This is a genomic window from Xenorhabdus bakwenae (assembly GCF_030272115.1).
In the GTDB taxonomy this organism is placed as follows: domain Bacteria; phylum Pseudomonadota; class Gammaproteobacteria; order Enterobacterales; family Enterobacteriaceae; genus Xenorhabdus; species Xenorhabdus bakwenae.
Window position 1 is genome coordinate 1,360,984 of record NZ_CP119194.1, and the last position, 26,985, is coordinate 1,387,968.

Consider the following 26,985-nt stretch of genomic DNA (forward strand, 5'->3'; position numbering starts at 1 on the left):
TTTATAATCCATAAATATGACTTTGTGATTTAGGCCATATTGAAAATCAGCTAAGAGATATAAAAATAGTCTATCTCGCTTTTTTTAAATACTTATTAACTGATTAATTAATTCAACTATGGCAATGAAAATATTCAACCAAATAAAAGTTGGGCTATTAGGCTGGGCTCTGTTTGTCATACACCTCGCCCAAGCCGATGAGCCTCCCTTTAATCATCAAACGCCAGAACCGCGTTTAGAGTCCCCGTCAGCGATACTGGACAGTCAGCGTCAGCAGCAAAAAACCGTGCTGGATGATGCTCAGCAACAGCGGGAGGATTTACGGAAAAAATCGGCTATTCCCGAACAGACAATGGAGAGTGAACCGACTACTGATACCCAATGCGTCAGCATTAACGAAATCCTGTTTCAAGGCGCAGAATCCTTATCCACATCTATACAGCGCACAGTGATCCAACCTTATGTGCATCGTTGCGTGACGCTGACTGAACTTAAGCAATTAGTGCGGGCAGTCACCAACGCTTATATCACGGGGGGCTATATCACTTCGCAGGCTCACCTGCCTGAACAGAGCCTGGTCGATGGCAAACTCCGTATTACGGTGATAGAGGGCCGGGTTGATGCCGTTGAAATTGATGGAAAACCGCCCCGTATGGCAAAAATGCTGTTTCCGGGGATGGTGGGAAAGATCCTGAATTTGCGGGATATTGAACAGGGACTGGAACACCTTAACCGCCTGGCTTCGTCCCGTTTCACCATTGAGATCAAGCCGGGTACACAATCTGGTTATTCCACAGTGAATATCCGGCAGCAAGCCGGCCGCTTTCCGGGCAGGGGACAGATCAGCGTCGATAACAGTGGTCAAAAAGGGATAGGCGAATATCAGGCGAGTGCCGGATTGACCTTGGATGCTCCTTTAGGACTGGGGGAACAGTGGTCTTTCTCTTGGCTACAGGATACCGATTTTAGACCCATGCACCATAGCCGTAGCCTGGTATTGTCAACGAGTGTCCCCTATGGCTATTGGACTGCACGTTATCACTACTTTTACCATACCTCACGGCAAGAACTGGCCATCATGGGAAGAAATTATCCCTATGACAGTGAAAACCAGACACATCAGCTTGATATCACCCACACACTTTATCGGGATGGAAAACAAAAGTTAGGTTTACAAGCCGGTGGACGCTATAAGGTCGTGAAAAATGCGATTGCGGATCAAAAACTCTTTTTAAGCAGCCCAGTGATAAAAACAGCCTCTGTAGGCGCCCAATACAGTACCCTATTGGGGGGCGGTTATTTTACCTTCAGACCCACCTTTGAGTATGGGAACGCGGTAACCTCCCCTCCTCTCGCAACCCGCAACACCTTCCGTAAATTCAATTTAAGCAGCAGTTACTATTATCCTCTCTCCCCCAATACCGCGTATTTAACCTCATTTTATGGGCAGTTGAGTCCCGATGATTTGCCCTCCCCTGAACGGTTGTCTCTGGGGGGATTGTATTCGGTACGTGGGTACAAAACTCAATACCTGAGTGGCAACCAGGGGTTTTATTGGAGGCAGGAGATCACCCATCAACTCGACGCTGGTCAAATCGGTGCACTGACGTTTATGGGGGCACTGGATTATGGTCATCGGGTTGGACAGCCTCGTTATGGCGTGACAAAGGCGCATTTATTGGGCGGTGCTCTTGGCGTCACGCTGATACAACCGGTGATGTCATCCCAGATAATGATTGGCAAGCCATTGTATTACCCACACACCCTAAAGCCTGATGCGTGGTCACTGTATGCCAGCGTCTCACTCGAATTTTAAGTTAACCCTGATAAGAAAAGGTAACCCATGATGTCTGAACAAAACTCATCAAAAATGAAGTGCCTGATTTATCTAATCACTTACCTGACGGCAGTGTATCCACTGCATCCCGCGATAGGGCAAACCAATCCTGATGCTCGCGGGCTACAGGAAGGGGATATTGAGAAGTACTATTACGAGGACCCGGTAACAGGCAGCCAAATGTATTCTCATGTTATGAATATCCCCAAACCGAATACGGCAGGTGTGAGCCATATTTATTACGGCAATTTTGTGGTGCCTGGGGGCATGGGAGTGATATTAAATAACGCGAACACGGACACACAAACCGAACTGGCCGGGAGAATTCGGGCAAATCCGAACCTGATTAACGGTAAAGGAGCAGACCTGATTATTAATGAGGTGATGGGCCCCGACCCTTCTGAGCTGGCAGGCCCTCTGGAAGTGGCGGGTCAAAAAGCTCGGGTCGTCATTGCCAACTGGAATGGTATTACCTGTGATGGTTGTCGTTTTATCAATACCGCTGGGGTGACATTGACGACCGGGGAACCGATGATTGATAAAAATGGAGCACTGGCGGCCATCGGTGTGAGAGAAGGGCACATTACTATTGGCCAGCGTGGATTGGATGCACAGTCAGCAGATTATGTTGATATTATCAGCCGTGCGACAACCCTTAATGGTGTCATAAAAGCCAAAGACCTGTCGTTGGTACAAGGGGCTAACCTGTTTGACTTTGAACATGGAAATTTTCCCGTTAAAGGAACAGGGGAAGTTCCCAAACTTGCCATTGATACACGGGCGATGGGAGGCATGTATGCAAATAAAATCAGCCTGGTGGGAACGGAAGCCGGTGTTGGCGTTAATCTCGCCAATTTGACCACTCACCAGGACGGCATCCGTTTGACGGTGGATGGCAAAATCACCCTTGGGAATGTCAACGCCAAAACCGATATTAATGTGAGCAGTAAAGACATTGAAATAGCGAAAGACAGCCAGGTCAAGGCGGGGAAAGACATCACATTGGCTGCTAATACCCTGAACAATGCGGGTCAGGTGATTTCAGACGGTGATATGCGTTTATTTGTTGATCGTTTTGATAATCAAGCTGAAGAGGCTAGCCTGATTCAGGCCAATCGCAACCTGTGGCTGCAAAAAGACTGGGTGGGTAATCCAGCGAGTTGGGTTAGCAACAATAGGGGGACACTGCAAACCCAATATGGCGATATCGTCATGCGCACAAAAGAATTCAGTAATTTTAGGGGGGGGCCTCCTCTCTTCAGGGGCGAATGCTTATATCAATGCCTCAACTCTCACCAACAAAGACCACAGTCAGTTAATGGCACGTAATAACCTTATTTTAACGGGTAACAGCTTTTTCACGGGTAACCATTATGACTGGACGGAATACAAACAACTCACATCACTCCAGGGGCATAATATTGTTGCCAATTTTAAAAACAGGTTCGATTTATCATCGGGCATGACATCAATCATCGGGGGAAATATCCTGCTTCATGCCGGTGAAATAGCAGGTCCCGGTTACCTTAAAGTGAAAGCGGAAAATGAACTGTCTGTCATCGCTGACCGTAATATTGCTATTTCCCAGGGAATGATGCTGGCAGATAATAATCTGGCATTGGTTGCAGGCGATAATATCAGGATAGATTCCGCAACGCTGACAGGGAAGAAAGCGGTTGAACTGGTCGCGCGTACTGGAAACATCACGGTGAAAAAGGGGGTGACTGCGGCTGATAATAATTTGCGGATGTTAGCGGGTAACAATATCGAGATCATTGGGCTGACATCAAATCAGGCAAATAACATTACGTTAGACGCGGGAAATGCCATTGATGTACAAGACACACAATGGGAAGCAAAGCACGATCTGACATTCATTGCAGGTCGATACCTCAACGCTAAGAACGTGGTATTGAAAGGGGACAATGTTGAGTATGCCGTGCGTGAAGGCAATATCACAATAGGCAACGGTTATGGCCCCTCCATTTCAGCCACTAACAATTTACGGGTGTCTGCGGGTAAGGATTTGAGCTTCTACACGGCGACCCAGCCCAATGCGTCCTATAACCTGACATTAAGCGCCGGCCATAACCTGGATGTGAGTCCCACACTCCAGAATTGGAACGTGGGTCCCTTGAAGACAACCGGCAGTATTAATTTATTTGCCGGCAATGATATTAAGTTACTCAGAAGAGAGATTAATGCCGGACAACATGTCACGTTGGGCGCAGGGCGCGATATTGATATGCATGCACATGATGCCCCCGATGTGCCTTTAGAAGAAGCCAGCGCCAGAATCCTGGCGGGCAGCGCTCGCATTACTGCCGGCGATCAACTGCAACTGAGTGCAGGCAGGGATATTGTTGGCCGGTTTGCTACCTTAACCTCGACCAGAGGGGATATCGCCGTTAACGCGGGACAAGACGTGGTTTTTCTGGCGCAAAAATATTCGCCTGACCAGGCCTTAGATTATAAATCCTATGCGGCGGGCACCAGCAGCCTCAATGCAGCCAAAAATCTTACCCTTTCTGCGGCAGGAAATTTGTCAACCTATGGCTCAAGCCTGACATCCGGGCGCGATATGACGCTTTCCACGGGAGGGGATATCCGCTTCGAGTCGGTACAGGAACATATCGAAGACGGTAACAGTGAACGCTTCACGCAACGTGTCAGCCAGCTTAAGAGTGGCGGTGCATTAACGATACATGCCCAGGGCAGTATTTTATTTCAGGCAACCGCATTGATGGCTAAAGGGGCAATGGATATTGCTGCCAAAGGCGGTTTTCTTTATGCGCAAGCAATGGAAGAATCATACAAATGGGAAGATAAGGAAAGGAAATGTGGCGGTGTTTTAATCTTCAGGAGCTGTCAGGAGGCAACCCGGATAAAACATCACTCAACAAGTAAACCGACTGAATTTATTGCGGGTGGTGATATTACCCTGATGGCAAAAGACGATGTGACGTTGGAAGCGAGCCGGCTCGACACCCATCAAAACGCGAAAATTACCAGCCAAACGGGGAAAGTAAACTTCAGGGCGATGCCAAATACGGCATTTGAGCAGACGGTTTCAGTATCAGAAGGATTTTTTGTTACCCACCGCGATAAAGGCAGTAGTGAGGAAGTCTGGTCTATACCGTCAGTGCGTGTTGGCGGTACATTGACGGTGGATGCTGGGCAAGGTGTCAGTGCAGATGTAAAAGCCAAAGAGGGGCAGTTACTTGAAGACGCCTTAGTGAGGCTCGGCAATACCCCGGGGACGGAATGGCTGAAAGATCTGCGTAATCGTAATGACGTGCAGTGGAGCAGGGTTAAAGATGCTTACAGTCACTGGGACAAGAAAAACCAGAGCCTGAATCCGGTTGTGGGGGCAGTTATTGCGATTGCTGTCGCGGCAGTCACGGCAGGCTCGGGTATGGCTGCCTGGGCGGGAGAGGCCGCAGTGGGAGCGACTGGGGCAACTGGTGCCGCGGCAAGTGCAACTTATGGGGCGGCATATAGTGGCATGATAGGGTTGACTTCGCAGGCGGCGGTTGCCTTAGTTGAAAATAAAGGCAATCTCTCCAGGACACTGGAAGCCCTGGCAAAGCGAGACTCCGTAAAATCACTCGTGACGACAATGGCTATGGGCGGTGCCCTGGCTGGTCTGGATCACTCAATGGGATGGGGAAACATCTCTGAAAAGACCGGCGTCGTTGATCCCGCAAAAGCCCAGCTTCCTTTGGTGAATAACGACTGGATTAAGGTGGTCCAGCGCGTTGCCGCACATTCCCTCGTGAGTTCAACGTTGGGGACGGCCATTAATGGCGGCAGTTTTACGGATAATTTGAAAACGGCATTTTTGAATAATATTGGCAGTCAACTTCATGCGCATGGTGCCGATCTCATTGGTAGTAATGGAGACATTCTGGGACACGCAGGTAAGACCGTTAGCCATGCGGTTCTCAGTGGTATGGTGGCTGAAATAACGGATGCCGATGCGAAAGGGGCTGTCGTTGGCGCTCTGGCCGCTGAACTGGCCGCCATTTCTCTGGGTGAAAATACGATTAAAGCAGAAGAATGGGGAAAATCTGCACGTATACAGGCACAAATTATCCGGGCGTTAGGGGGTGTTGCCGGTGGCGTATTTACGGGAGAAGCGGGAGGGGTCTATAGCGGTGCTACAGCAGCAGAGACCACTTTCCGCTATAATTATTTAGCCCATCATCAAAAGGCCTTGCGGAATAAAGAACTGGCGGCTGAATCCAATGCATTGAAGAGAAGTCTGATCCATATCAAATGGGGATTGACCAGTGCAAATCAGGATGGAGCAGCACTGGCGGGATTTGTGGCCGGGGTTCCTACTGAACTTTATGATACTGCGGTAGCCATTATTGGTGCCACCGTCAATTATAAAGAGACACTACAGGCACTAAAAACCCTGATTAATAGTGACGGTATTCTGGATACGGTTTATCAGGCAGAAAAAGCCGATTTCATTAAACGACTGGATACCATTGAACGGGACTATGAAAAAGCCGGTGTGGATGGCGCTTTTAATGCCGGGGTGGAAGCAGGGAAGTTAACCACGAAAGTGATTGGGTATCTGACGCTGGTAAAAGGCAGTGCGACAGCGACAACGAGTACATTCAAAGCGGTTGGCGGCAAATTTAAGGGGCTGAAAAATACGGAAGGCCTGGTCAGTATCAAAGATGTTGTTCGTATTGAAAAAGATGGCAGTAAAACCGGTATGTCATGGACGGAAGGCAACTACAGACAGGGTTACCCGTTTGAGGATTTTGTGGGGAAAGAGTTAAAGCTGCCAGAAAGTGCCCGCTTGCCTTATGGTTTTGAAACATTCGATTATTTTAACCAATCGACAGGACAGGCGATCAGCGTAAAAACGTTAAACACTACAACAAAATCAAGGATGGAAAATCCTAAGCAGATAAGTAACCAACTAAATGGTTATATCAATAAAATAGAAAAATTTGATGATATAGCAAGGAAAGATGGAATTGAGCTAACACCTGATATGATCAAACAAAAAACGATGTATCTCGCCGTACCTGAAAAAACTACTCCAGCACAATGGGTCGAAATAAATAAATCTATCAGCTATGCTGCGGACAAAAATATTGATGTTAAAATAACCGTTGTAAGAGGAGATGCGCCATGATTGATGATATTGGCTTAGGCTTCAATGCTTCTATTGGTTTTAATGACGATTTTTATTATGTAGAAACAATGTCTGGTTATCGTTTATTGGTAGTAGACAATACAACGGAAACACTCTATCTACCCAAAGATACAACTGATAAAGAATTAGGTTTTTCTGTCCGACAGGCATTATCACAAAGTCGCCTCGTTGATCCCGAAGATAATGATTTTTTCCATCGCGATATGGTTTCTGTTCGTTATAAAAACTGGATTACAGAAGCAATGAAAAAAGGCGGATATAAAACTAAGCGGGCGTTATTCAAAAAAATGAACAAATGCAGTGTGAAATTATTAGATGATAAAATTTCTATTGTTCCATTGGCACATGAAAAATTGGAGGCGTGGGGGGGAAAAGGTATGCCTCGCGACCGTAAGATTGTTTTTCCCAATAGTATTACTGATGAAGAACTGGGTAAGGCGGTAAAAGAAGCCTTTACCCGTTGTAAAAGTTTTGTTTATTTACCATAAGGCATATAAATTTAATAAGGTGGTGCATTTTTGTACCACTTTTTCTATCTGTTATGTGAATAAATAATTGTCACACTAAATGATTATTTTAACAAATCAACAGGACAGGCGATCAGCGTAAAAACGTTAAACACTACAACAAAATCAAGGATAGAAAACCCTAAACAGATAAGTAGCCAACTAAACGGTTATATTAATGACATGGTTGGATTTCAGAGTACAACCAAGGGTGCTCTAAAGGTAACCAATGCTATGATCGAGAAAAAAACATTGATATCAAAGTAACTGTTGTAAGAGGAGATGCTCCATGATCGATGACTTCGGACAAGGTTTAAATGCAAGTATTAGTTTTAATGGAGATTTTTATTATGTGAGAACATTGTCAGGTTATCGCTTATTGGTGGCAGACCACGAGGCAGACACCCTTTACTTGGCTAAAGACGCCTCTGATAAAGACTTAGGTTTTACTGTCCGACAGGCGTTATCTAAAAGTCGATTAGTTGATCCTGAAGATCATGTTTTTTTTCATCGCGATATGATTGAATCTCGCTCTAAAAAATGGATTACAGAGGTAATGGAAAAATGGGGATACAAGACTAAACGTGCGCTATTTAAGAAGATGAACAAGTGCTTTGTAAAGCAGTTAGAGGATAACCTAACAATTACGCCAGAGGCTCATGAAAAACTTGATACGTGGGGAGCAAAAGGCATGTCTGCTGATTGTAATATCATCCTCTCTGATAATGTCACTGATGAAGAGTTGGGCAAAGCAATAAAAGAGGCCTTTACCCGTTGTAAAAGTTTTGTCTATTTACCATAAGGCATATAAATTTAATAAGGTGGTACAAAAATGTACCACTTTTTCTATCTGTTATGTGAATAAATAATTGTCACACTAAATGATTATTTTAACAAATCGACAGGACAGGCGATCAGCGTAAAAACGTTAAACACTACAACAAAATCAAGGATAGAAAACCCTAAACAGATAAGTAGCCAACTAAACGGTTATATTAATGACATGGTTGGATTTCAGAGTACAACCAAGGGTGCTCTAAAGGTAACCAATGCTATGATCGAGAAAAAAACATTGCATCTCGCTGTACCTGAAAAAACCACAACAGCACAATGGGCAGAGATTAATAAATCCATCAGCTATGCGGCAGAAAAAAAACATAGATGTCAAAGTGACTGTTGTAAAAGGAGACATGCCATGATTGATGATATTGGTTCAGGACTCAATGCATCCATTGATTTTAATGGAGATTTTTATTATGTAAAAACATTATCTGGCTATCGCTTATTGGTAGCAGATCATGAAGCAGGAACTATCTATTTTCCCAAAGACGCTTCTGATAAAGAGTTAGGCTGTTCTGTTCGAAAAGCATTATCTCAAAGTCGCCTCGTAGATCCCGAAGATAATGATTTTTTTCATCGTGATATGATTTCCATTCGTTATAAAAACTGGATTGCAGAAGCAATGAAAAAAGGGGGATATAAAACTAAGCGGGCATTGTTCAAAAAAATGAACAAATGTGATGTGAACTTATTAGAAGGTAAAATCACAATTTCACCACAAGCACACCAGAAATTAGATACTTGGGGGAAAAAAGGAATGCCCGATGATTGTAATATCACTCTTTCAGTAGATGTCACTGATGAAGAATTAGGTAAGGCAATAAGGGAAGCCTTTACCCGTTGTAAAAGCTTTGTCTATTTACCATAATGTATGTAAATTTAATAAGGTGGCACAAAAATGTACCCCCTTTTCTATTTGTTAATCTCGAGTTGGGTGCGGTTTGGGCCTGACATATTTTCCTCCACACTCCATCATCAAAAAAAATTTGACCTCGCTCAATCCAATCGATAAGGTATTTAACTATTATCGATGATCCATTGCCTGTAAGGATCAGCGTTGAGCGGCGAAATAAAACTCCCGTAGCCTGAAAGGGAGTGCATGCAATGCGGTACATCTGCGCATCTTTGGAAGCAGATATTGTCAGACATAAACCCCTTGTCTGGCGATGAAGGTTTCTTAAACTGAAAAATACACCCAAAAGGTGTTTTTATATTGCCAGTCAAGTGTAGTGAACATTAGATCATGCACTTATCTTTCATATCAACATGAAGCCTATTTTCCTTTATCTTCAATGGATAACAGGATGGCTTTCGCGCATCCGATTCATACTTCTCGCTATCTCTGCTTGAATTATTCAGCAGATAAACTTTCTACACCTAAACAATTAACTCATTGCTACCGTTTGACACTGAACCTTGCGGCGTTTTGCTGTGCCTGCTGGTATTTCAACGCTTTCACTACCTTGGCTGACCGTTCGCGGAACTCAAGGCGTCACTTTTGGCAGGTTTACCGCTGAAAGTGACGCCGCAGCCAAAGAACAATCGAACCCTGACAGGCTCACGCCTGCTTAACCACTCAGTGAATCTGACACTGCATTTTTAGATTGAAAAAGGAGAGCTTGACGATATCGAGGCTGGCTTTTAGCCGGTGGGGATGACCTGTTTAAACAGGCGGCAGTACCGTGTACTCAACCGATACCCCGCAACACCTCAACCTGCGTTCACTCTGGCGCACAGATATCCGTCAAAGGTAAAGCAGGCATTGCCTGTTTTGCCACACTGTCGCGCGCCAGAGATCGCATGTTGTCAGGTATCAGCAAGGGGAAGCCAATGAGTCGATTGATTAAAGAATTAAAATTTTTTGCCCGGCAAGGTGGTGGCAGTCATAAGACCTGCCATGACCGTATTCGGATCGCAGGACGTTTGGGCGCGTTGTTATTGAGTCTGAATATTCAGGTTAAAAACCTTAATAATTTGAAAGCCAAACATGTAGAACAGTATGTTAGTGCCCGTTTATCTCAGGGGATTGCCAAGCGAACGGTGCAAAATGAAATGGCCGCACTGCGTAATATTTTTCGCATGGCAGGCCGGGAGAAGCTCGAAACCTCGCCGCGCTTGAGTAATCAGGCATTGGGATTAAGTGGAACCAGCCGCGCCGGAACGAAACAGGCGATCCCTGATGCCACGTTTCAGGTTGTTTATCAGACAGCACTTGAACGTGATGCCGGATTTGCCGTCACACTGAAACTCGCCCGATTGCTGGGGCTTCGTTCTCAGGAAGCGGTGCAATGCAGTGCTTCATTAAAAAGCTGGCGCAAACAGTTAGAACAACCAGAGCCAAAACTGCATGTTGTTTTCGGTACAAAGGGCGGTCGGCCAAGGCAAACCCGTATCTTGAATGTTGCGGCGGTGAAAGAAGCTGTCGGGCAGGCTATTGCCATTGCAGAACAACGAGGCGGCAGGTTGATTGATAAGCCGGATCTCAAGCAGGCCATGAACTACTGGCGGACACAGACCACAAGAATTGGTTTAACAGGCTGCCATTCTCCCCATAGTTTGCGCTATGCGTGGGCGCAGGATGCGTTGGCTTTTTACCAACAGAATGGTTTTAGTCGTCAGGAAGCAAGGGCACTGGTTTCAATGGATTTGGGTCATGGCGATGGCCGCGGGCGTTATGTTGAAAGGGTTTATAGCCGTTAAACTTAGCCGTTCAGTTATTGAGTAAGCTAAAACAATCAGTTAAAGTATTCCCGCCATTAGCAAAATCTAATGGTCAAGGCGTCGCGGCCTTGTCACTCATAGACACTGGCAGAAATTTTGCCAGTGTGCCTGTTATCGCCTTTTCAATGGTGATTCAGGTGGGGGAGACGTAAGTCTCGCTGGTTATGAGTGCCAGTCCGCGAACCCTGTCTGGATCACCACCATCAATATTAATTAATGGAAGGGGTAACAGGAATGAATAATAATGTTAAAAATGACTGGCATCAGGCCGATATTATTGCTGCATTACGCAAACGTGGCACAACCTTAGCGGCTCTCTCCCGCGAAGTGGGACTCAGTTCATCGACACTGGCAAATGCACTCAGCAGGCAGTGGCCTAAAGGCGAATGGATAATTGCTAACTATCTTGAAATCCATCCTTCTGAAATCTGGCCTAGCCGATATTTTGATAAACGTGGTCAACTTATTGAGCGTAAGGTTCGTAAAGTCTCTGTTGAGTAGATTAGTTTCAATGAAATAAACCATGAGATAAGATAATATCAATAGTTTTTAATTTTATACTCATGGTTATTTTTTAATGATAAATTATCAAGGAATATATTTTGAAGCATTGTCAAAGATCACCTGCATTCTCAGAAATAAAACGTGATATAAGAAAATATGCTAGAAATATGAATAAATGGTGGGGGAAACTACAGCACTATACAATTGCGGAATGGTCCTTATTAATAGGTATAGGATGCTGGTGTGTACCAAATAAAGTAGCTCAAACAATTGCCTTTACACTTAGTTTGATGTTCTTTTTTGATAAACTTTTTTCTATTGGTTATAAATCTAATTTCTCAAAAATGGAAAAAAACATAAAAGAGAAGATAATAAACTCATGTATATCTGATTATGAAAGAGAAGTTTTGTTTAAAAAATTAGATAATGTGAGAAGATTCAGAAGTATTTGGAATTCTTGGTATGTTTTTAAACGTAATTGTAAATTTATATCTGGATATACTTTTCTTGCAGGATCATTTATCTATATGATTCATTCCGAATATTATCTTCAATTCTTAGCTTTAAAATAATATATAATTTGGGCTTCTCTATTATCTCGATGGTTTAAACTTGTCATTTTTTTCTACAATAAGTAGTCACCAACTCGACTAGATTAAAACCATTATTGCATTTTTAGCAACATTTATCTTATTGATGATATTTTTACAACAAAAGGTCTGTTCTCGATAGCTTTTTTTTGGGTAAAAATTAGGCAAATAGAAGAAAGATGATATGGGGGTATTACAGGGGGTATGATAGAAAATTGAACCTGACAAAATCATTTAAAAACAATAAAATAATAACCATTATTGAATCCTGTAGGGGCTCCATACTTCTTACTAAGGTTTCAAAACAAGGAGCAGCCTGAAAATCCATAATTTTTGGTGCATGATTAAATTGTCGAGCAAAGCGTGCTAGAAAAGTCACCATTTTCATTGAATGATTTAATAGTTCCTTGAGGGATTCATCAATATTGTCTTCTGAAATCTCTCTATCAGGGAAAATAATTCTTAGATTATCAATTACCCATACTTTCATATTTGCCTCACATTAGTTTTTGATATTCGATCTCTTCAACAAACACTATCGGCATGCCTATACGCAATTGACCGCTGATATTCATGTAACTGCCATGTGGGGTTTTTGCAGGCCACACCAAGATGTCTCCTGCTTGGAGTGATACATCCTTTAGTTCTTCCTGAGAAATTTGGTTTTTTTCGAGGTCGATGCACTTAAACATGGGATAATTTAGATCGAACTCGTGCGGGTAAACCACATCAGTATCGGGCAGATAAAACATACCTCCGTTCTCTTTAAATGCGGGGGTCAAAGCTACCCAGAATGTCCAAGCGGTATTAAAGGGTTTTTCCCACAATGCAATGTCCTGATGTAGAGGAATAAACGATTCATCAGCATGACGTTTAATAAAAGCTGCATGACGTAACAAACGAGGGTTATCGAGGTACTGATTTACAATTTTCGTCAGCCCGGAATCATAACTCCATGCCTGCCAGAACTGTGGATCATGATTTGAGATGTTGCGGATTTTTTTTGCATAACGCAGTTTATCATCACCAATATCGAACTCTGGCTCTAGCCCTGCAGACGGAGAATCAGATTGTGCAAGAATCCAATCCAGAGCCAGTTTTTGAAAATCAAGTGAAATTGCCTGCTTATGAAATATCATGAAAAGGTAACCTCTTGAGTTAGTCGGATAAGGTAAGAAATTACGCTACTCTCTTTCATCACCTCGTGATGACATACCGAGGCATCGAATTGGTGTATGTGCTTGATCAATAAATGCCAGTCAGTGTTTACGTTGATATTATTTCGAGTGCAGCGTATCCACCATGCTTGTTGCAAAGTTGGTTTTGGTTGCCATTGGCTGAATAGGCTAATGTTATTTAGAATGACAGGTAACTTTATTTCATTAAGCTCCTGCATCAAGGAAAGCCAGTCTTGTATATCTGTTGTTAGCCAGTGCTGGTACTGTTCGTCGACAGGCATTTCACGTAACGAAGACGAAGGCAAATGACTGTCCACCATAACTAAGCGGGCAGTAGGAAAATTGCGTTGGCAGAGTTCGTATCCCAGAGCACCTCCGAATGAATAGCCAATGATCCAAGTCGGCTTATATTTCAGTCCATCAGCGATAAGATCAGCCAGTTCAGAAAGATCTTCTTTCATAGCTAATGTGTGATAATTAACGCTTTCCACCTGTTCAGGCAGATGGGAAAGCAGGGTCTGAAAACAACCAGGATGCCCGACGAAGTCAGGAAGCAAAAGTATCATCAGGTCAGCTCCTCCACCAAGGCACTGTGTAAAGCGTTGCTAAATGTTTCTCCCCAGCGGGTTGTCAGCTTAACGTGCCAGAATCCTGGTTCTCCATGAGTGACGGTTATGGTGATAGGCTTCCTGCTACGAAATTCAGGATGATGTTGAAACCCTTCCATTACTATTGGTGTATCTATGAAATTGATCATCACGATAGCATCACGATAATTGAGCTCACACAGAGAAGTAATTTCCTCCTGAGGTAGCTGTGCGTGCTCTAGCCACGACAAACGTAGCAGGTCAAACTCCGTTACTTCATAGCGAGCATCCAGCAGTATCGGTAACAGATTGACATAACATCCACTGCTCGTATTTCGCCCTATACGGCGCAAAGTAACCGGAGTTACTGCTAACTGAGGACCATTAATATTCAGCTTAACCAATGTCCGTGAGAGCGACAGAATCATACGGGTAAACATTTGTGGTTCATCGTGCAACGTGAAGCTCATCAATGAGCTCTCGGGTAACAACTCCCGTGTCGGAGGCATGGCTAGTATGCTGAAAAGCGCTTTTTGATTGCGCCAGAAAGTTTGCAGCCGTTCTCGGTGTACTGTGATTTGTTGTTCTAGAACCCAAATTTGTTGAATAAAATCCAGATCAGGCTCTGGCCATGCAGTTGTCTTTAACCAAACTTGTACCTGAGAAAGTAATGTCTGAACAAAGTCGGCATCCGCAATCAAGTGATGCAGCCATATTCCCCACCGCATATCCTTACCACAACGTGCATATACGATTCGCAGCATTCCTCTTTTAAACACAGAGTGAGAGTGCTGTAATTGTTCGCGAATAAAAGCCTGAGCATCTGCATACTGCACAGATTCCTGATATTCAGGTTCGGCCTTATATGGTGAGGTAAAAAGACGTAATTCGAGTCCACTATCCCCCCACTCCACTGCACTATTGAGAAGTGGAAAGGTTCTATATAGACCTTCGATCAAGTTTTTTAGTTTGGAAGGTTCTGGAGGGATCGAGTCTGGTGCCAGGTAAAACAATCCGAATTGTGAACAGTCACCGGAAATAATCTCACTCAGTACCATTGCATTAAGCCAGCAAGGAAGTGGCAAAATGCAGGAGCTATCACTGGTAAGCAGCTGTTCTTTTCCTTGCTGTAGCCAGGAACGTTCCTCTTGATCTAACTGTTGCCACTGACCATAAATAACCAGCCGATTACCAAATCGTAAGCAATAGATTTGCCGCAGAGATAGCTTCTCAAGGATTTCATTCATAGTACCAGAACCCCCTCAGGAATAGGATTCTGTAATGTATTGACATTAATTCCCTTGCGGTTTAACAGGGAAGCAAAATCAGCAAGAATCGCATGCTGATAAAGCTCCTGGAGGGAAAGTGCCACATCAGGATAGTATTGAAAACAAGTAGCCAGTACGCGCAAAGCATGTAATGAATTACCACCTGATTCAAAAAAATTGTGTGTTGGAGAGGTAACTGGATAGCCCAGCAATTCTGACCACCAGATGGCACAGGCTACTTCTTGCTGGCTCATTTCCATAGTTGATGATTGTGATTGTAATGCTTGCCATTGCGAAAAAAGCGCTTGACGATCCACTTTTCCATGCTGAGTCAAAGGTAGTGAACGGACACAAAACCAAGAGGACGGGCGTTCCCAAGAAGGAAATTTCAGCATAGCTTGACGAGCTGGACGATCATCTTCTGCTTGTAGTACGGCTATCAGCTGTTTACTACCATGATATTGCTGCACCAATAATGAACAATCTTCTACTCCCGGAATATTGCGCAGTCTATTTTCTATTTCACTTAAATTAATGCGGTAGCCATTAATTTTTATTTGACTGTCCGCTCGACCAATAAAATGTAGATTTCCCTCTTTGTCATAATATGCAAGATCGCCTGTACGATAAGCTCGTTGGGATATTCCCTGCCAAGTGATGGTGACAAAGGCTTGTGCTGTACGTTCTGGATCACCGAAATATCCCAATGCTACTCCCTCCCCAATAGCATATATTTCACCACTGACACCGGGTGCAGTTATATGTTCACCTTGCAAATCGCAAAGTAATACCTGCGTGCCGTTGATTGCCTGTCCAATAGGAATATCATGCCCCGTTAAATCCTTAGCCCGAATTATGTGGCAACAAGTAAATGTGGTGTTCTCAGTTGGACCATAGCCATTTACAAAATTGATTTTTGGATGGGCAGTAACGGCTTTACGTACATGAGAAACTGATAAAATATCTCCACCAGTTAGTACAGTATGTAATCCATGTAGACATTGAATATCGGTATCAACGAGAGCATTAAAAAGGGCTGTAGTCAGCCACAGGGTATTAACGCCATAATAGTGAATGGTTTTTTGTAGAGCCTGTGGGGTCAGTATTTTTCCTTGATGGATGATACAAGTGCCGCCATTGAGCAATGCTCCCCAAATTTCCAGAGTAGCAGCATCGAAAGATAAAGGGGAATGAAATAGAAATACTGGACGAGAGTCAAAGTCGAGAAATGTTTGTTGGCGACAAAGACGGATAATACCAGCGTGAGTACAGACAATTGCTTTTGGTTTACCCGTACTGCCGGATGAAAAATTAACATAAGCCGCCTGATGAGTTGGTACATCGAGAAAAGTACTTGGAACAAAGCAACTATCGCTCTTAATTCTTACAGAAAACAATGTAATACCGTTAGGTATATTTGCAGGGTAACTACCTGTGGAATAGAGCATTATATGGCAATCTAGTCGACTAAGTTGCTGTTCAAGCCAAGTTTTTGGTTGATTTAAATCAACATAGACATAGTAATTTCCGGAAAGGACGATTGCCAATAAAGCAACAATAGTTCTGACATTATGAGGACCTGCGACAGCAATACACTTCCCTTTACCTTGCTGGATATTCGCCAAATGCACGCAGAGCTGGCTTGCCGCAGCATATAGCTGCGAATAGCTTAAGGATTCTGTTTCGTCAATAACAGCCTGTGAGTTCCCATAAAGATCAACAATATGGGATATTATAAAATTTATTGATTTATAATTATCCATTTTCCCAGTAACAATATAGTTCAATCTTTTTAGCCTGGAAAAAATATTAATAAAAACTAAAGAGACAATCCATACAATAAGAGCTGGTTAATTAAACAAATTTTAAATAAATGTTATTATTTTTGTTAACAATATGTTATTTAAATGATTTTATACGTACATAGAGAATGCTATTAGCTGCATAAATTTGGAACTGCAGTGGCACAAAACTAATGGCCAGCCAGAAAAAGTTTCTCGCTTAATCGGGTAATAACCATTTTGACCGATGACGTCACTGACGCGCTGCGCTTGTCTTCTCCGAGCTACCGGATTAATGTATTAGCCCGGTAGCTCGGAGATCTGAAAAAATACCAACCGGAAAAAATTCTTATTTAGCCCTGGCCCACCCTATAAAAGAATTAGTGATAAAACTGTTCACCTGTTCATTTTTAAATATTTTTATTTAAATTCATAATGTTAAGTGGTGATAACTTGAAATCAAACTCATCATTACTCTTCAACCAACCCATCACCCTAAATTAGAAAAAGGGTGAATAGGGTTGAATACTTGTGAACAGTCTAAAAATAACTATCAACCCTATAATATATTGATATATATTATTTAAATTATAGAGTGAATAGTGGTGAACACTTTTTAGCTTTCTCTGAAATATGTCTGTATAAGAAAAAAATTATCCTTCTGGTTGGTTACTTCTTGTCAATTTTGGCATCCATTCATTAGCTGTGTCGATATTGAGGCTCATATTGCTGCGAATGCCGTATTTGCTTTTCTTGCGCAGGTAATGCAGCCCATACTCTGCCAGTGCGCCCGGCATATCCATGCCAAAACGCGTTACGGAAACAGGTTTATTCAGGTTATTGCCTTTCATATAAGCAAGGTAGGCGTGATAAAGGTATTTACGGGGGTTGAACGGCATAATTTCCGCATTGCCAATTAACAGGCCATCAGGTTCATGGGATGCAATCAGATGACCGCAGAAATCGACCAGTGGATCGGTGCCACGTTTGATATCCAGCGCTTCTTCTGACTTCTGTTGTTCTGCCAGTAAACGCCTCGCTATCTGTGGATCAGCGAACCGATGCAGCAGATGTCGGATAATCACAGGCAATTCCGCCGCAATTTTATCCCGCAGGCGTGGATCACGTTCATTTTCCGGCACAACTTCGGAAAAGTTGAAAATCACCCGACGCCGCGACACACCACCACTGCGATCACTGAAACTCATGGCGTTATTGTTTACTGCCAGTACCACCGCAGGAATACGGGTTGAATAGGGTTGTTTGTGCTTCGGGTCAATGGCAACTTCATCACCGCCTGTAATGGCCTTAATACCGGAACCATCGCCCACATAGCGAGTCTGGTCTGGCAGGATAATCAACGAATATCCGACAATCAACGCCCGTTCCCGTGGGTTTTCCAGAGCAGCCATACTGGCGGAAACGGTGTTGCCTTTGCCTGACAGCATAGCGCAGATTTCAGCAAAGATGCTTTTTCCACTGCCTCCGGCGCCGGTGACCTCCAGAAAAAGCTGCCAGTCATAACGGTTCGCCAGCACCATAAACAGTGCCGCCAATACGCGACTAAACTTGCTTTCACAGTTGGCTGTTGCCCGATTCAGCCAGTGCCAGAACTGTGGCGCATGGTTTTTCAGGGTTTCCCCCGAAATGGGGGAATTGAATTCAACATCATTAGCAAGTAGCAGCCAGTCACTTTTACGATGCGACCGGAACTGGCAGGTTTTCAGGTCAAACACGCCATTATTGAACCCGATTAAATGGCGTTTTGGCGATTGCATCATGGGAAGCTGTAATTTCAGGGCATCCACGGCAGAGCTAATACCATGCGGTGAGTACGGCAGCTTTTCTTCCATAAAGGCCGCCACCATTTCCCGTTTTAAATCACGGTCACTGACCGGACACCAGACAATACCGTCATAGTGATGAACGCTTTCCGAAGCGCCATCCAGTGCCAAATTGCCGTCATAACGTGCCAGTAACACTTCCCCGCGCTGGCTGGCTCCCATCTGGCATAATGTCAACTTTGAAGGCTCGGCATCATTGGGCTGAGTAGTTGCTTTTTTCTTGGTTGATGTCGGTTGATAAAGTGCCTGAAAAAAGGCCAGCTTTGCCATTTCCACACCGTGTTGCTGGCGATAATCGTCCCAATCAGCTTTATACTCTGTAGGTGGCAATGTGACCCAGCCATTAACCACAAGGGCAGCTTTTTCTGCCGAGATCTTGCCGATATTCACTTTTGGTTTGCCGTTCTTATCCAGTTCGCCGGGGCTGTGCCAGTCATTATCAGCAGCAAAGATGATTTTCGTGTCAAGCCATCGTTCCCGAACTGATTGAGCGACAGAGAGCAAATTACCTGCATCCAGTGCCGCCAGAACAGTACCTTTATAGAGTTGGTTAACTGTGAGCGCAGTGGCATAACCTTCGGTAATGATTACTGTATCGGAGTACTCTTCCAGCTTTGATAAGGCAATAAATGATCCTTTTTTCTGGCTGCCAGAGAGTAATTTTTTCTCGCCATTAGGCTTAATGATCTGTGCACCTGTTACTTTTTTATCCAATGTTGTCAGAGTCAACACTATCGAGTTATCGGACAGCAGCCGCTGACTAAGGCAATGCAGCCCTTTTGCGGTCAGGTAGGGAGATTGCCCGGCGACAGTTTGCGCCATCAGTGCCGTCACTCTTTCAGCAATCGACTGTGTTGTTTGAATGCTTTCCCTAGTTGGCTTGGGTTCTGGCAAAGGCAATGCCAGCGTATCCGCAATAACTTTTGCTGCTTCAAGAATCGAGATCCCTTTGGTTTTTGCCACTAAATCCAGCCCATCACCATAGTTTAGAGCGTCACATTGGCGACAATACCAGTTACCATGATGATGGTCGTCAATAAAGTGAAAACGGTCAGTACCACCGCAGACAGGGCAAGCGCCATGTTTCCCCTTTGCGGGAATGTCGATGCCGCATGCAGGCAGCAGATTTTCCCAATGGTACATGGCGGATCTTTTCACGGTCTGAATCAGATCGGGCGGTTTTTGTCCGTCTGTTTTATCTGAAGATGTAAATTTAGGGCGAGTTTGGTTATGCTGTGTATCAGCCATTATCGTTATCTCTCAACGGTTAGTGGTCAGACGCCCTGTATGTGTTGCGAGCACTACGGGGCGTTGTTTTATTTGGTTACTAAAATTAAAATGGTCATTACCATGTAATTTAAAATATCCTTGGGTAATTACCATGTCAACACAAAAAGAAAAACGATCTCCACAATACCAAATGAGATTAACGGAAGAATTCAGACAACAAATTGAAGAACAAGCAAAAGCCGATGGTGATGCTTCCCTTGCTACATGGATCAAGCGCATACTCCGTAAAGAACTCCAATCGCGTGGTATTGACCCCAAAGGTTGAACCAACCAACAGTTAGTCAGGAGGATAGCTCCCATCCCGCTATCCTTTTGTTGTTTAAATAACAATTGCAAGATTTGTCTATCTCTCAATGAATGGATTACCTGCATCGTGAACTGATGCACCAAAATTCAGTCAGCACGCTATCAGGAACGGGATTCAGCAATACGCTGATCGACCCAGCCATCAATCTCTGATTCAATAAACGCAACCGAACGAGGGCCGATTTTGACTTGCTTCGGGAATTTATCTTCTTTAATGAGCCTGTAGATCCATGCCTTGCTGTAGCCCGTTCTGCGCTGAACTTCTGGCAGGCGAATGAGACTTTCTTTAGATGTTGTCATTGTTGGCATGTATACCCCCTGTGATCGAGTCCTTGAAATGCCTTAATGGACGTTATTTGACGACAGAGGGATTATTTAAAAATTCAGATTAATTGAAAGCGTAAACTCTTTAACCAATGCGTAAAATTAATTGCTGTCTATTGACCTGTATAAAAAGCAACCTTGTGTTCCACGGGCACAGCAGCCTAAAAAAACACCATGTATATAGCTGTGATGGTAAATTTAACCAAATGAAAAATAAGGAAAATACATGATGGGTCAGGGTATGGGATTTTTAGTGGATTACACACTATATTAAAAATAGTCTTTGTTGTCCTGGGCAACAAAGTTTAAAAAAACACCTTTTGCATAAAGGTTAATCAAAAGAAAGACAAGATAATTCATTGACAAGATCAAAATATGGAATTCTTACCTGTTTATGCACTGCATAAAAAATAGGCTTTGCTGGCACTGCCAGCAAAGGTTAAAAAAACATCATATGATGATTGCCATAACAAAGGGTAGGATGCGGAGTTTTTAGCTGGCTAACCCGAATTCTGCTTAAGCCATCATTGGAACATCTTCTTCTAAGTAGAAAACTTTCAGTGATGGTTTCTTCAATTTAAGGCAGTAAGCAATCAGTCCACCTAAAACGGTCAACATAAATCCTCTTAGACTTCGGTGACGCGAATGCTCTATCTGAGAAATCAATTTTAATTGCCCATTAATCGTTTCAATAATAAAACGCTTTTTTAACATTATTTTATCCCACTCAGCTTGCATGCACGCTTTCATGTTGCGCCGTTTTTTCGTGATGAAAGTGACATCGGTTTTGGCTAAATCGTCCGCCAATTCCTGGCTGAGATAACCTTTGTCACCGTAAAGAGAACCTATTAATTCTTTTGATAATTCACGAACAGGTTCCCGATCATCCACATTTCCCGCAGTCACTTTAAGCGCTAGAATTTCCCCCTGATGATTGACAACCAAGTGTAATTTGAAACCGTAAAACCAACCCATTGAATTTTTTCCGCGCTTTGCTATTCCCGCAAAGACCTTATGTCGAGGGATGCGAATGTTATGGCAGACACTCAAACTGGTGGAATCAATAAAAGCAATGCCTGTGGGTTTCCCTTTTAATTGAGTCAGATAGCTGCATAGTGGCACCAGAACGGAAGAAGCCACACTGACAAAGCGAGGATAGCTGAGCAAGGTTGGAAAATCCTTATGGTGATATTTCCAAATATGCTCTAGATAAAAATGTTTAAAATCACGGTAATGCGACAGATGAAAAAGGATCAAAAGGGTCATGATTTCACTGGGATACATATGACCTTGTCGGCGGCGTAAACGATGCCCGCTATCGAGACAAAATTGTTCCCATTGAGGGATGAAAAAACGGCAAAAATCATCGACATCACAGAAAACTTCAACTAACTTGTCCATAGCCTGTTCCACCTCGGAGCGGTTTTTGGTGTGCACCAAAACTTTGCTCCCGGAACAGGCTTCTCGTCAATTTCTTATCCAGAATTCGGGTTGGCTATGTATTGTGTGAAAAGCAGGCTCTGTTGGCAGTGCCAACAAAGTCTAAAAAATCATCATGAACTCAATACGTTCTGAGCATTAATCCATGTTATTTCCGGTGTTTTTTCGCAAAATCATACGGTGTGATATGTTTTTCCCGGTTTGCATCCAGATAATCCGCCCACCATTGCACCATCAGCCGCCGTTCGTCCAGATGTTTAGAGGTGTGAATATAGGCGGCCCTGACGTTCTTTCTTTCCACATGGCTTAACTGGCGTTCGATGGCATCATCGTTCCATAATCCCGATTCCCCCATTGCACCGCGAGCCATTGTTCGAAATCCATGACCGCAAACGTCTGTTTTGGTGTCGTAGCCCATGCCACGCAAAGCATTATTAACCGTGCTTTCGCTCATAACTTTTTGTGGATCGTGATCGTTAGGGAACATCACTTCACACTCGCCACTCAGTTTGTGCAATGATTTGAACAGAATAACAGCCTGGCGACTCAGCGGCACAATGTGCTCGGTTTTCATTTTCATGCCCCGTTCGGAGAATTTAACGCCCTCAATAGCTTTTCTTGTGGCGGGAATTTTCCAGACTGCATTTTCAAGGTCGAGTTCTTCCCAACGGGCAAATCTCAGTTCGCTGGAACGAACAAAGGTTAATAACGTCAACTCTACAGCAATGCGGGTAATTAAGCGGCCGTGATAACGGGAAAGACGGGTGAGAAATTCAGGTAAACGTTCGTGAGGCAGAGCGGGGTGATGGTTGGCTTTGACAGTGGAAAGTGCGCCAGCCATATCATTAGCCGGATTGGATTCAAGAATATCGTTCTGGACAGCGTAGCGCATGATGGAGGTCACACGTTGTTGTAACCGTTGGGCAATGTCGTGTTTACCGTCAGCATCAACGGTTTTGATCGGGGCTAAAAGCTGGCTTGTCCGCAAAGTGGAAATATCTAGCCTGCCAATATGCGGGAAAATATAATGCTCAAGGCTGCGCATGATACGGTTGCCGTGATCTTCACTCCAACGTTTATTGCTGGCGTGCCAGTCACGGGCGACTTTTTCAAAGGTATATTTTCCCTTTGCTCCGACATGTGCCTCTTTTTTCTCAGCTTTGGGATCAATGCCCTGAGCAATCAGCTTCTTGGCTTCATCTCGCCTGGCGCGAGCATCAGCTAAAGAAACGGTAGGATAGACACCGAAAGCCAGTCGGTCTTCTTTTTTATCGGTCGGTCGGCGATACTTCATACGCCAGTATTTTGAACCGCGAGAAGTAATCTCCAAATAGAGACCACCACCATCGGCGAGTTTGTAGGTTTTTTCTTTGGGTTTTGCTGTTTCGATGAGTCGTGCGTTTAGTTTCATTATAGGGGGCACATTTAAAATAGAAGTGTAGGTGCCCCTGATTATGCCCCGACGTGCATGTTGATTGCAATAGACTGGAGTAGACCTAAAAAGAAAAGACCTGATTGATTTATCAGGTCTTTCTAGGAGTTAGTTTACTAGAGTAGACGTTAGTAAACTTATGTTTGGTGCCCAGGGCGGGACTTGAACCCGCACAGCCTTACAGCCGAGGGATTTTAAAGACTAGTATACCACTTTTAAAAACAATAAGTTAAAAAAATCAAAGCATTATATGTGCTAAATATTACTATTTATTGCTATTTGTTTGGCACTGCTGCCAACAAAATTACTCGTCAAGTTGATCGTAAGGATTCAGTGTTAAAGCTAGTTCTAAATGGTCTGGTGCGAAGTGGGCATAACGCATAGTCATGTTAATTGTGCTGTGCCCTAAAATGCGTTGCAGAACTAAAATGTTACCTCCATTCATCATAAAATGACTGGCGAAGGTATGCCGAAGAACGTGGGTGCATTGTCCTTCCGGTAAATCAATTCCTGCTCTTTTAACCGCATTTTCAAAAGCATCGTAACAATTGGAAAATAATTTACCTCGCTTTTTAGGGAAGCGGTCATACAGTCGCTGTGATATTGGTATCGTTCTGTTTTTGCTGCTTTTGGTTTTTGTATATGTGACTTTGTATTTCATTAGCTGAGATTGGCTCAAATCCTGTGCTTCACTCCAGCGGGCACCGGTAGCTAAACAGAGCCGTACAACATTACCGAGATCTTTGTTGTTGGAATTATCACACTCAGCTAATAGTAGCTTAATATCGTTGGGATATAGGAACGCCAATTCTTTCTCTGATTCCCTAAATTGCCGAATGCCATTAAGTGGATTTTCACCTTCCCATTCACCCAAACGAGTCAACTCAGAAAAAACAGCGTGTAAGTATGATTGTTCTCTGTTTACAGTCGATTGGCTAGGTGATTTGCGCCCTTTGGCATTCCATTTGCCGTTTAATCTTTCTTCACGATAAACAGCAAACATATTCTTATTAAACTCTTTAGCAAATGGGTCTTTTAATCGCTCGCATATTGCTTTTAATTTTGCTTTTCGCGCTTCTCCATCTTTTAACGTTTTCCCATGTAATTCATACCAACGGTTAACCAATTCGCTCAATTTAATCGCATTGGATATATCAATATTCAGAGTTTGCTTTTGCATTAACTGCCGCTCGAATGCCATCGCCTCACCTTTTGTTATGAATTGGCGTCTGACACGACGACCATTACGGCCGTCAGGGAAGCATTGGCATTGCCATTTACCATTGGAAAGTTTGCTTACTGCCATAGTTCACTACCTCGGTAATTCATAACCTTGCGGAGAAAATTGGAAGGTTAAGGTGGGTTTATCTGATTGAACATCGATATATGCAGAATGCTCGTAGTTCTTTGACTGGTGATAATAACGTCCAGATTTTGATTTTGAGGCTAATGAATACATTTTAGTACTTAGTTTCATATATTCATTCGTAGTTCTGCTGGGATCTATGGCTGCTTGAAATGCAGAGACAACACAAAAGGCGGTAAGTTGCTCAGTCAATGTATTAGGAGCGGGGTATACATTAATATCAACATTGAATTTGCCTTTTGTATTGATATCTTTGGAAAAACTAACAAAAACATCGTTAGTAAATTGCGTGTTATATTGTATTTCGTCTTCATCGCCAATTTTACGGGGTATTTCTAGCGTGAATACTTGTTCGCTACATTGGACGTTATCCACAATATTATTTATGGCTTTTTTGTATAGCTCATTCACAGGGGTAGCATTAACAAAGCTAGACCAAGCGGAAACAATCATCATACAACTGGGAATAAACTGTTTTAGTTCCATAAGACACTATTTCCTTAATAATATATGATAATGAAATATAAAAATGATTGCGCCCAAAATTGTTAATGATGTAAATTTGAGGCGCAATCGTTCGTTACATTTGTTACATTTCTGCTTCTGATGGTGATCGGGTATGTAAGCGTATTGCTAAACGTATTGCTAACCGCTTGTAGATTTAAGCGTGACGCCGAATTCATGGCGCGATAGTAATCTATTATTTCTTGTTCATCTGCTAATATTGGTTGTTTTTTCAGCCCTGTAATGATGTAGACAGTATCGAATCCATGCTTTGCTATTTCTTGTAAGTATAGACTTTCTGGGGTTAGAACGTCATTTTCAAAATTAATCTGCGTTTGACTGGAATACCCTGTCAAGTATGCAAAGTCCGTTTGACTAAGTCCCAATCGCTCACGTTCCTCTTTTATCCTGAATCCTATTGTGCTCATTAATAAGTATCTCCTATGCCAAATTGAATGTATTTCGCTCAAAAACATAAAAAACAAATAGTTAGTGATTAGCAATGTAACATTACGGCATAAGTGAAATATATTCACAGATCACAATTACAAACAAACATAATTTCTTATTGTTACTTTTAATATAGTTAATTATGCCATGATGGAGTTTTGTAAATTTATGAATAAATGATTGGTAATGGTGTGTATAACTATCATCCATTCTTCACCTGTTTATCAGGTGCGGATTGTGCAAATGCAGAACCGACAGCTTGCATGTTGCGGCGTGATTCTTCGTTCATTGCTCGGTAGTTTTCAACCAATATTTTTTCATCTATTGATATGTCAGGTCGAGAAGAACGATTACCAGTAATTATATATAAAATATCAACACCTAATGCCGCTAGGCGCTCTAAATATTTAGCGTCTGGAGACTTCTGATTATTCTCATAATTCCCCTGAGTGTTTTTGTGTATCCCTCCTATATCAGCTAACTCAGCTTGAGTTAGGTTGAGTCTTGTACGTTCTTCACGCAGTCTAAAACCGATCGTACACATTTTTTTGTGACTACCTCTTTGCAAAACACAAAATTTTGTGTTTAAATGTCGTTAATGTTTCTTAGTGGATCACAATATAACATTATGACACAAGATAAGCATGTAAGGCGCTCGCGATTGCCGCGAGGAACTGCCTATAAAAATCCGGTTCATGTCCGGTTTTCTGATGAAGAGTTTAAAGAACTAGATGCTATTGCTATCAGAGAAGGTCGTTCAAAATCCAGCATGGTACATGTCATCTATATGAGCGCTGTACAGAATTTTCGGTGATGAGTTATGAGAAATATCTTATTTGATGTGAAAATCGAATCAGCCTATGTATCACTCAAAAAGTACTCAGAAATAACCAAAATTCCTTTTGCTACATGTCGTGCAATGGTCGCTGATGGTCGCATTATTATCAGACCGAAGAAAAGAGCTAAAGATATGATAGAAGTCAACATGATCGCTATGTTGATGGATGCATATAACAACAGCCAAAAAATTATCTAACA

Annotated in this window: 28 protein-coding genes; 15 read left to right on the forward strand and 13 right to left on the reverse strand. The window is 43.0% G+C overall.

Annotated elements, in window-relative coordinates; all coding sequences use genetic code 11:
• Positions 1-118 precede the first annotated feature (118 nt).
• From PXH59_RS07190 to PXH59_RS07240, 12 genes are all read left to right on the forward strand, one after another.
• Positions 119-1,816 carry a ShlB/FhaC/HecB family hemolysin secretion/activation protein gene (locus tag PXH59_RS07190; RefSeq protein ID WP_285810965.1) on the forward strand — a complete coding sequence of 566 codons (1,698 nt, stop codon included), beginning with the start codon at positions 119-121 and terminating at the stop codon, positions 1,814-1,816.
• Positions 1,817-1,846: 30 nt separating this feature from the next.
• A complete protein-coding gene (locus PXH59_RS07195) occupies positions 1,847-3,166 on the forward strand; it encodes a filamentous hemagglutinin N-terminal domain-containing protein (protein ID WP_285810966.1) in 1,320 nt (439 codons plus the stop codon).
• Positions 3,156-6,995 carry a DUF637 domain-containing protein gene (locus tag PXH59_RS07200; RefSeq protein ID WP_285810967.1) on the forward strand — a complete coding sequence of 1,280 codons (3,840 nt, stop codon included), beginning with the start codon at positions 3,156-3,158 and terminating at the stop codon, positions 6,993-6,995. Before PXH59_RS07195 ends, PXH59_RS07200 begins: the two co-directional genes overlap by 11 nt.
• On the forward strand, positions 6,992-7,504 hold the full coding sequence (locus tag PXH59_RS07205; protein ID WP_285810968.1) for a contact-dependent growth inhibition system immunity protein: 513 nt from the start codon (positions 6,992-6,994) through the stop codon (positions 7,502-7,504). The genes PXH59_RS07200 and PXH59_RS07205 overlap by 4 nt, the downstream gene beginning before the upstream one ends.
• Before the next feature lie 66 nt (positions 7,505-7,570).
• The gene (locus PXH59_RS20070; RefSeq protein WP_434223368.1) at positions 7,571-7,789 is read left to right on the forward strand and encodes an endonuclease toxin domain-containing protein; all 219 of its coding nucleotides are present in this window, start codon (positions 7,571-7,573) and stop codon (positions 7,787-7,789) included.
• A 22-nt stretch (positions 7,790-7,811) separates the two neighbouring features.
• Positions 7,812-8,324, forward strand: coding sequence for a contact-dependent growth inhibition system immunity protein (locus PXH59_RS07210; RefSeq protein WP_285810969.1), 513 nt, complete (start codon positions 7,812-7,814; stop codon positions 8,322-8,324).
• 66 nt (positions 8,325-8,390) lie between these two features.
• Positions 8,391-9,230 (forward strand): contact-dependent growth inhibition system immunity protein, encoded by an 840-nt coding sequence (locus PXH59_RS07215; protein ID WP_434223369.1) that lies wholly within the window; start codon positions 8,391-8,393, stop codon positions 9,228-9,230.
• Positions 9,231-9,793: 563 nt separating this feature from the next.
• Positions 9,794-9,934, forward strand: coding sequence for a hypothetical protein (locus PXH59_RS07220; RefSeq protein WP_285810972.1), 141 nt, complete (start codon positions 9,794-9,796; stop codon positions 9,932-9,934).
• 258 nt (positions 9,935-10,192) lie between these two features.
• Positions 10,193-11,062 carry an integrase domain-containing protein gene (locus tag PXH59_RS07225; protein ID WP_285810974.1) on the forward strand — a complete coding sequence of 290 codons (870 nt, stop codon included), beginning with the start codon at positions 10,193-10,195 and terminating at the stop codon, positions 11,060-11,062.
• A gap of 17 nt (positions 11,063-11,079) precedes the next feature.
• Positions 11,080-11,235: a hypothetical protein gene (locus PXH59_RS07230; RefSeq protein WP_161803413.1), complete on the forward strand. Its 156-nt coding sequence runs from the start codon at positions 11,080-11,082 to the stop codon at positions 11,233-11,235.
• Positions 11,236-11,317: 82 nt separating this feature from the next.
• On the forward strand, positions 11,318-11,584 hold the full coding sequence (locus PXH59_RS07235) for a helix-turn-helix domain-containing protein (RefSeq protein ID WP_053460741.1): 267 nt from the start codon (positions 11,318-11,320) through the stop codon (positions 11,582-11,584).
• 101 nt (positions 11,585-11,685) lie between these two features.
• Complete coding sequence (locus PXH59_RS07240; protein ID WP_285810976.1) at positions 11,686-12,159, forward strand: hypothetical protein; 474 nt, start codon at positions 11,686-11,688, stop codon at positions 12,157-12,159.
• Positions 12,160-12,370: 211 nt separating this feature from the next.
• On the opposite strand, the gene PXH59_RS07245 is transcribed toward PXH59_RS07240, so the two are convergent.
• The 6 genes from PXH59_RS07245 to PXH59_RS07270 all read right to left on the reverse strand — a co-directional run bounded on the left by PXH59_RS07245 (position 12,371) and on the right by PXH59_RS07270 (position 20,083).
• Complete coding sequence (locus PXH59_RS07245; RefSeq protein ID WP_285810978.1) at positions 12,371-12,667, reverse strand: hypothetical protein; 297 nt, start codon at positions 12,665-12,667, stop codon at positions 12,371-12,373.
• A gap of 7 nt (positions 12,668-12,674) precedes the next feature.
• Positions 12,675-13,316 (reverse strand): phytanoyl-CoA dioxygenase family protein, encoded by a 642-nt coding sequence (locus tag PXH59_RS07250; RefSeq protein WP_285810979.1) that lies wholly within the window; start codon positions 13,314-13,316, stop codon positions 12,675-12,677.
• The gene (locus PXH59_RS07255) at positions 13,313-13,921 is read right to left on the reverse strand and encodes a thioesterase domain-containing protein (protein WP_285810981.1); all 609 of its coding nucleotides are present in this window, start codon (positions 13,919-13,921) and stop codon (positions 13,313-13,315) included. The genes PXH59_RS07250 and PXH59_RS07255 overlap by 4 nt, the downstream gene beginning before the upstream one ends.
• A complete protein-coding gene (locus PXH59_RS07260; protein ID WP_285810983.1) occupies positions 13,921-15,189 on the reverse strand; it encodes a hypothetical protein in 1,269 nt (422 codons plus the stop codon). The genes PXH59_RS07255 and PXH59_RS07260 overlap by 1 nt, the downstream gene beginning before the upstream one ends.
• A complete protein-coding gene (locus PXH59_RS07265; RefSeq protein WP_285810984.1) occupies positions 15,186-16,997 on the reverse strand; it encodes a non-ribosomal peptide synthetase in 1,812 nt (603 codons plus the stop codon). Before PXH59_RS07265 ends, PXH59_RS07260 begins: the two co-directional genes overlap by 4 nt.
• 647 nt (positions 16,998-17,644) lie before the next feature.
• Complete coding sequence (locus PXH59_RS07270; protein WP_285810985.1) at positions 17,645-20,083, reverse strand: DUF5906 domain-containing protein; 2,439 nt, start codon at positions 20,081-20,083, stop codon at positions 17,645-17,647.
• A gap of 133 nt (positions 20,084-20,216) precedes the next feature.
• On the opposite strand from PXH59_RS07270, the gene PXH59_RS07275 reads away from it, so the two are divergent.
• The gene (locus PXH59_RS07275) at positions 20,217-20,390 is read left to right on the forward strand and encodes a hypothetical protein (RefSeq protein WP_285810986.1); all 174 of its coding nucleotides are present in this window, start codon (positions 20,217-20,219) and stop codon (positions 20,388-20,390) included.
• Between the two features lie 143 nt (positions 20,391-20,533).
• Here the strand turns inward: PXH59_RS07275 and PXH59_RS07280 are convergent, their stop codons facing one another.
• The 7 genes from PXH59_RS07280 to PXH59_RS07310 all read right to left on the reverse strand — a co-directional run bounded on the left by PXH59_RS07280 (position 20,534) and on the right by PXH59_RS07310 (position 26,491).
• Positions 20,534-20,740, reverse strand: coding sequence for a helix-turn-helix transcriptional regulator (locus PXH59_RS07280; protein WP_047685675.1), 207 nt, complete (start codon positions 20,738-20,740; stop codon positions 20,534-20,536).
• A gap of 531 nt (positions 20,741-21,271) precedes the next feature.
• Positions 21,272-22,156, reverse strand: a complete 885-nt coding sequence (locus PXH59_RS07285) for an IS982 family transposase (protein WP_285809472.1) — start codon at positions 22,154-22,156, stop codon at positions 21,272-21,274.
• 187 nt (positions 22,157-22,343) lie between these two features.
• On the reverse strand, positions 22,344-23,606 hold the full coding sequence (locus PXH59_RS07290; protein WP_285810988.1) for a tyrosine-type recombinase/integrase: 1,263 nt from the start codon (positions 23,604-23,606) through the stop codon (positions 22,344-22,346).
• A gap of 325 nt (positions 23,607-23,931) precedes the next feature.
• Complete coding sequence (locus PXH59_RS07295) at positions 23,932-24,933, reverse strand: phage integrase (RefSeq protein WP_285810989.1); 1,002 nt, start codon at positions 24,931-24,933, stop codon at positions 23,932-23,934.
• 6 nt (positions 24,934-24,939) lie between these two features.
• Entirely contained in the window at positions 24,940-25,479 is a 540-nt protein-coding gene (locus PXH59_RS07300; protein WP_285810991.1) for a hypothetical protein, read from the reverse strand.
• 62 nt (positions 25,480-25,541) lie between these two features.
• Entirely contained in the window at positions 25,542-25,925 is a 384-nt protein-coding gene (locus tag PXH59_RS07305) for a helix-turn-helix domain-containing protein (RefSeq protein WP_285810994.1), read from the reverse strand.
• A gap of 224 nt (positions 25,926-26,149) precedes the next feature.
• Positions 26,150-26,491: a helix-turn-helix domain-containing protein gene (locus PXH59_RS07310; protein WP_285810996.1), complete on the reverse strand. Its 342-nt coding sequence runs from the start codon at positions 26,489-26,491 to the stop codon at positions 26,150-26,152.
• A 117-nt stretch (positions 26,492-26,608) separates the two neighbouring features.
• On the opposite strand from PXH59_RS07310, the gene PXH59_RS07315 reads away from it, so the two are divergent.
• Together PXH59_RS07315 and PXH59_RS07320 are read left to right on the forward strand one after the other, a co-directional pair.
• Entirely contained in the window at positions 26,609-26,761 is a 153-nt protein-coding gene (locus tag PXH59_RS07315) for a hypothetical protein (protein ID WP_285810997.1), read from the forward strand.
• Positions 26,762-26,767: 6 nt separating this feature from the next.
• On the forward strand, positions 26,768-26,983 hold the full coding sequence (locus PXH59_RS07320) for a DNA-binding protein (protein WP_285810998.1): 216 nt from the start codon (positions 26,768-26,770) through the stop codon (positions 26,981-26,983).
• The last annotated feature ends 2 nt before the right edge of the window (positions 26,984-26,985 follow it).

Bases quoted from the DNA above. Each gene is read 5' to 3' on its own strand.
- PXH59_RS07295 (WP_285810989.1), bottom strand. From the start codon at position 24,933: ATGGCAGTAAGCAAACTTTCCAATGGTAAATGGCAATGCCAATGCTTC.
- PXH59_RS07205 (WP_285810968.1), top strand. From the start codon at position 6,992: ATGATTGATGATATTGGCTTAGGCTTCAATGCTTCTATTGGTTTTAAT.
- PXH59_RS07310 (WP_285810996.1), bottom strand. From the start codon at position 26,491: ATGTGTACGATCGGTTTTAGACTGCGTGAAGAACGTACAAGACTCAAC.
- PXH59_RS07255 (WP_285810981.1), bottom strand. From the start codon at position 13,921: ATGATACTTTTGCTTCCTGACTTCGTCGGGCATCCTGGTTGTTTTCAG.
- PXH59_RS07235 (WP_053460741.1), top strand. From the start codon at position 11,318: ATGAATAATAATGTTAAAAATGACTGGCATCAGGCCGATATTATTGCT.
- PXH59_RS07300 (WP_285810991.1), bottom strand. From the start codon at position 25,479: ATGGAACTAAAACAGTTTATTCCCAGTTGTATGATGATTGTTTCCGCT.
- PXH59_RS07245 (WP_285810978.1), bottom strand. From the start codon at position 12,667: ATGAAAGTATGGGTAATTGATAATCTAAGAATTATTTTCCCTGATAGA.
- PXH59_RS07200 (WP_285810967.1), top strand. From the start codon at position 3,156: ATGGCACGTAATAACCTTATTTTAACGGGTAACAGCTTTTTCACGGGT.
- PXH59_RS07250 (WP_285810979.1), bottom strand. From the start codon at position 13,316: ATGATATTTCATAAGCAGGCAATTTCACTTGATTTTCAAAAACTGGCT.
- PXH59_RS07260 (WP_285810983.1), bottom strand. From the start codon at position 15,189: ATGAATGAAATCCTTGAGAAGCTATCTCTGCGGCAAATCTATTGCTTA.
- PXH59_RS07270 (WP_285810985.1), bottom strand. From the start codon at position 20,083: ATGGCTGATACACAGCATAACCAAACTCGCCCTAAATTTACATCTTCA.
- PXH59_RS07195 (WP_285810966.1), top strand. From the start codon at position 1,847: ATGTCTGAACAAAACTCATCAAAAATGAAGTGCCTGATTTATCTAATC.
- PXH59_RS07190 (WP_285810965.1), top strand. From the start codon at position 119: ATGGCAATGAAAATATTCAACCAAATAAAAGTTGGGCTATTAGGCTGG.
- PXH59_RS07305 (WP_285810994.1), bottom strand. From the start codon at position 25,925: ATGAGCACAATAGGATTCAGGATAAAAGAGGAACGTGAGCGATTGGGA.
- PXH59_RS07290 (WP_285810988.1), bottom strand. From the start codon at position 23,606: ATGAAACTAAACGCACGACTCATCGAAACAGCAAAACCCAAAGAAAAA.
- PXH59_RS07285 (WP_285809472.1), bottom strand. From the start codon at position 22,156: ATGGACAAGTTAGTTGAAGTTTTCTGTGATGTCGATGATTTTTGCCGT.
- PXH59_RS07275 (WP_285810986.1), top strand. From the start codon at position 20,217: ATGTCAACACAAAAAGAAAAACGATCTCCACAATACCAAATGAGATTA.
- PXH59_RS07280 (WP_047685675.1), bottom strand. From the start codon at position 20,740: ATGCCAACAATGACAACATCTAAAGAAAGTCTCATTCGCCTGCCAGAA.
- PXH59_RS07225 (WP_285810974.1), top strand. From the start codon at position 10,193: ATGAGTCGATTGATTAAAGAATTAAAATTTTTTGCCCGGCAAGGTGGT.
- PXH59_RS07320 (WP_285810998.1), top strand. From the start codon at position 26,768: ATGAGAAATATCTTATTTGATGTGAAAATCGAATCAGCCTATGTATCA.
- PXH59_RS07210 (WP_285810969.1), top strand. From the start codon at position 7,812: ATGATCGATGACTTCGGACAAGGTTTAAATGCAAGTATTAGTTTTAAT.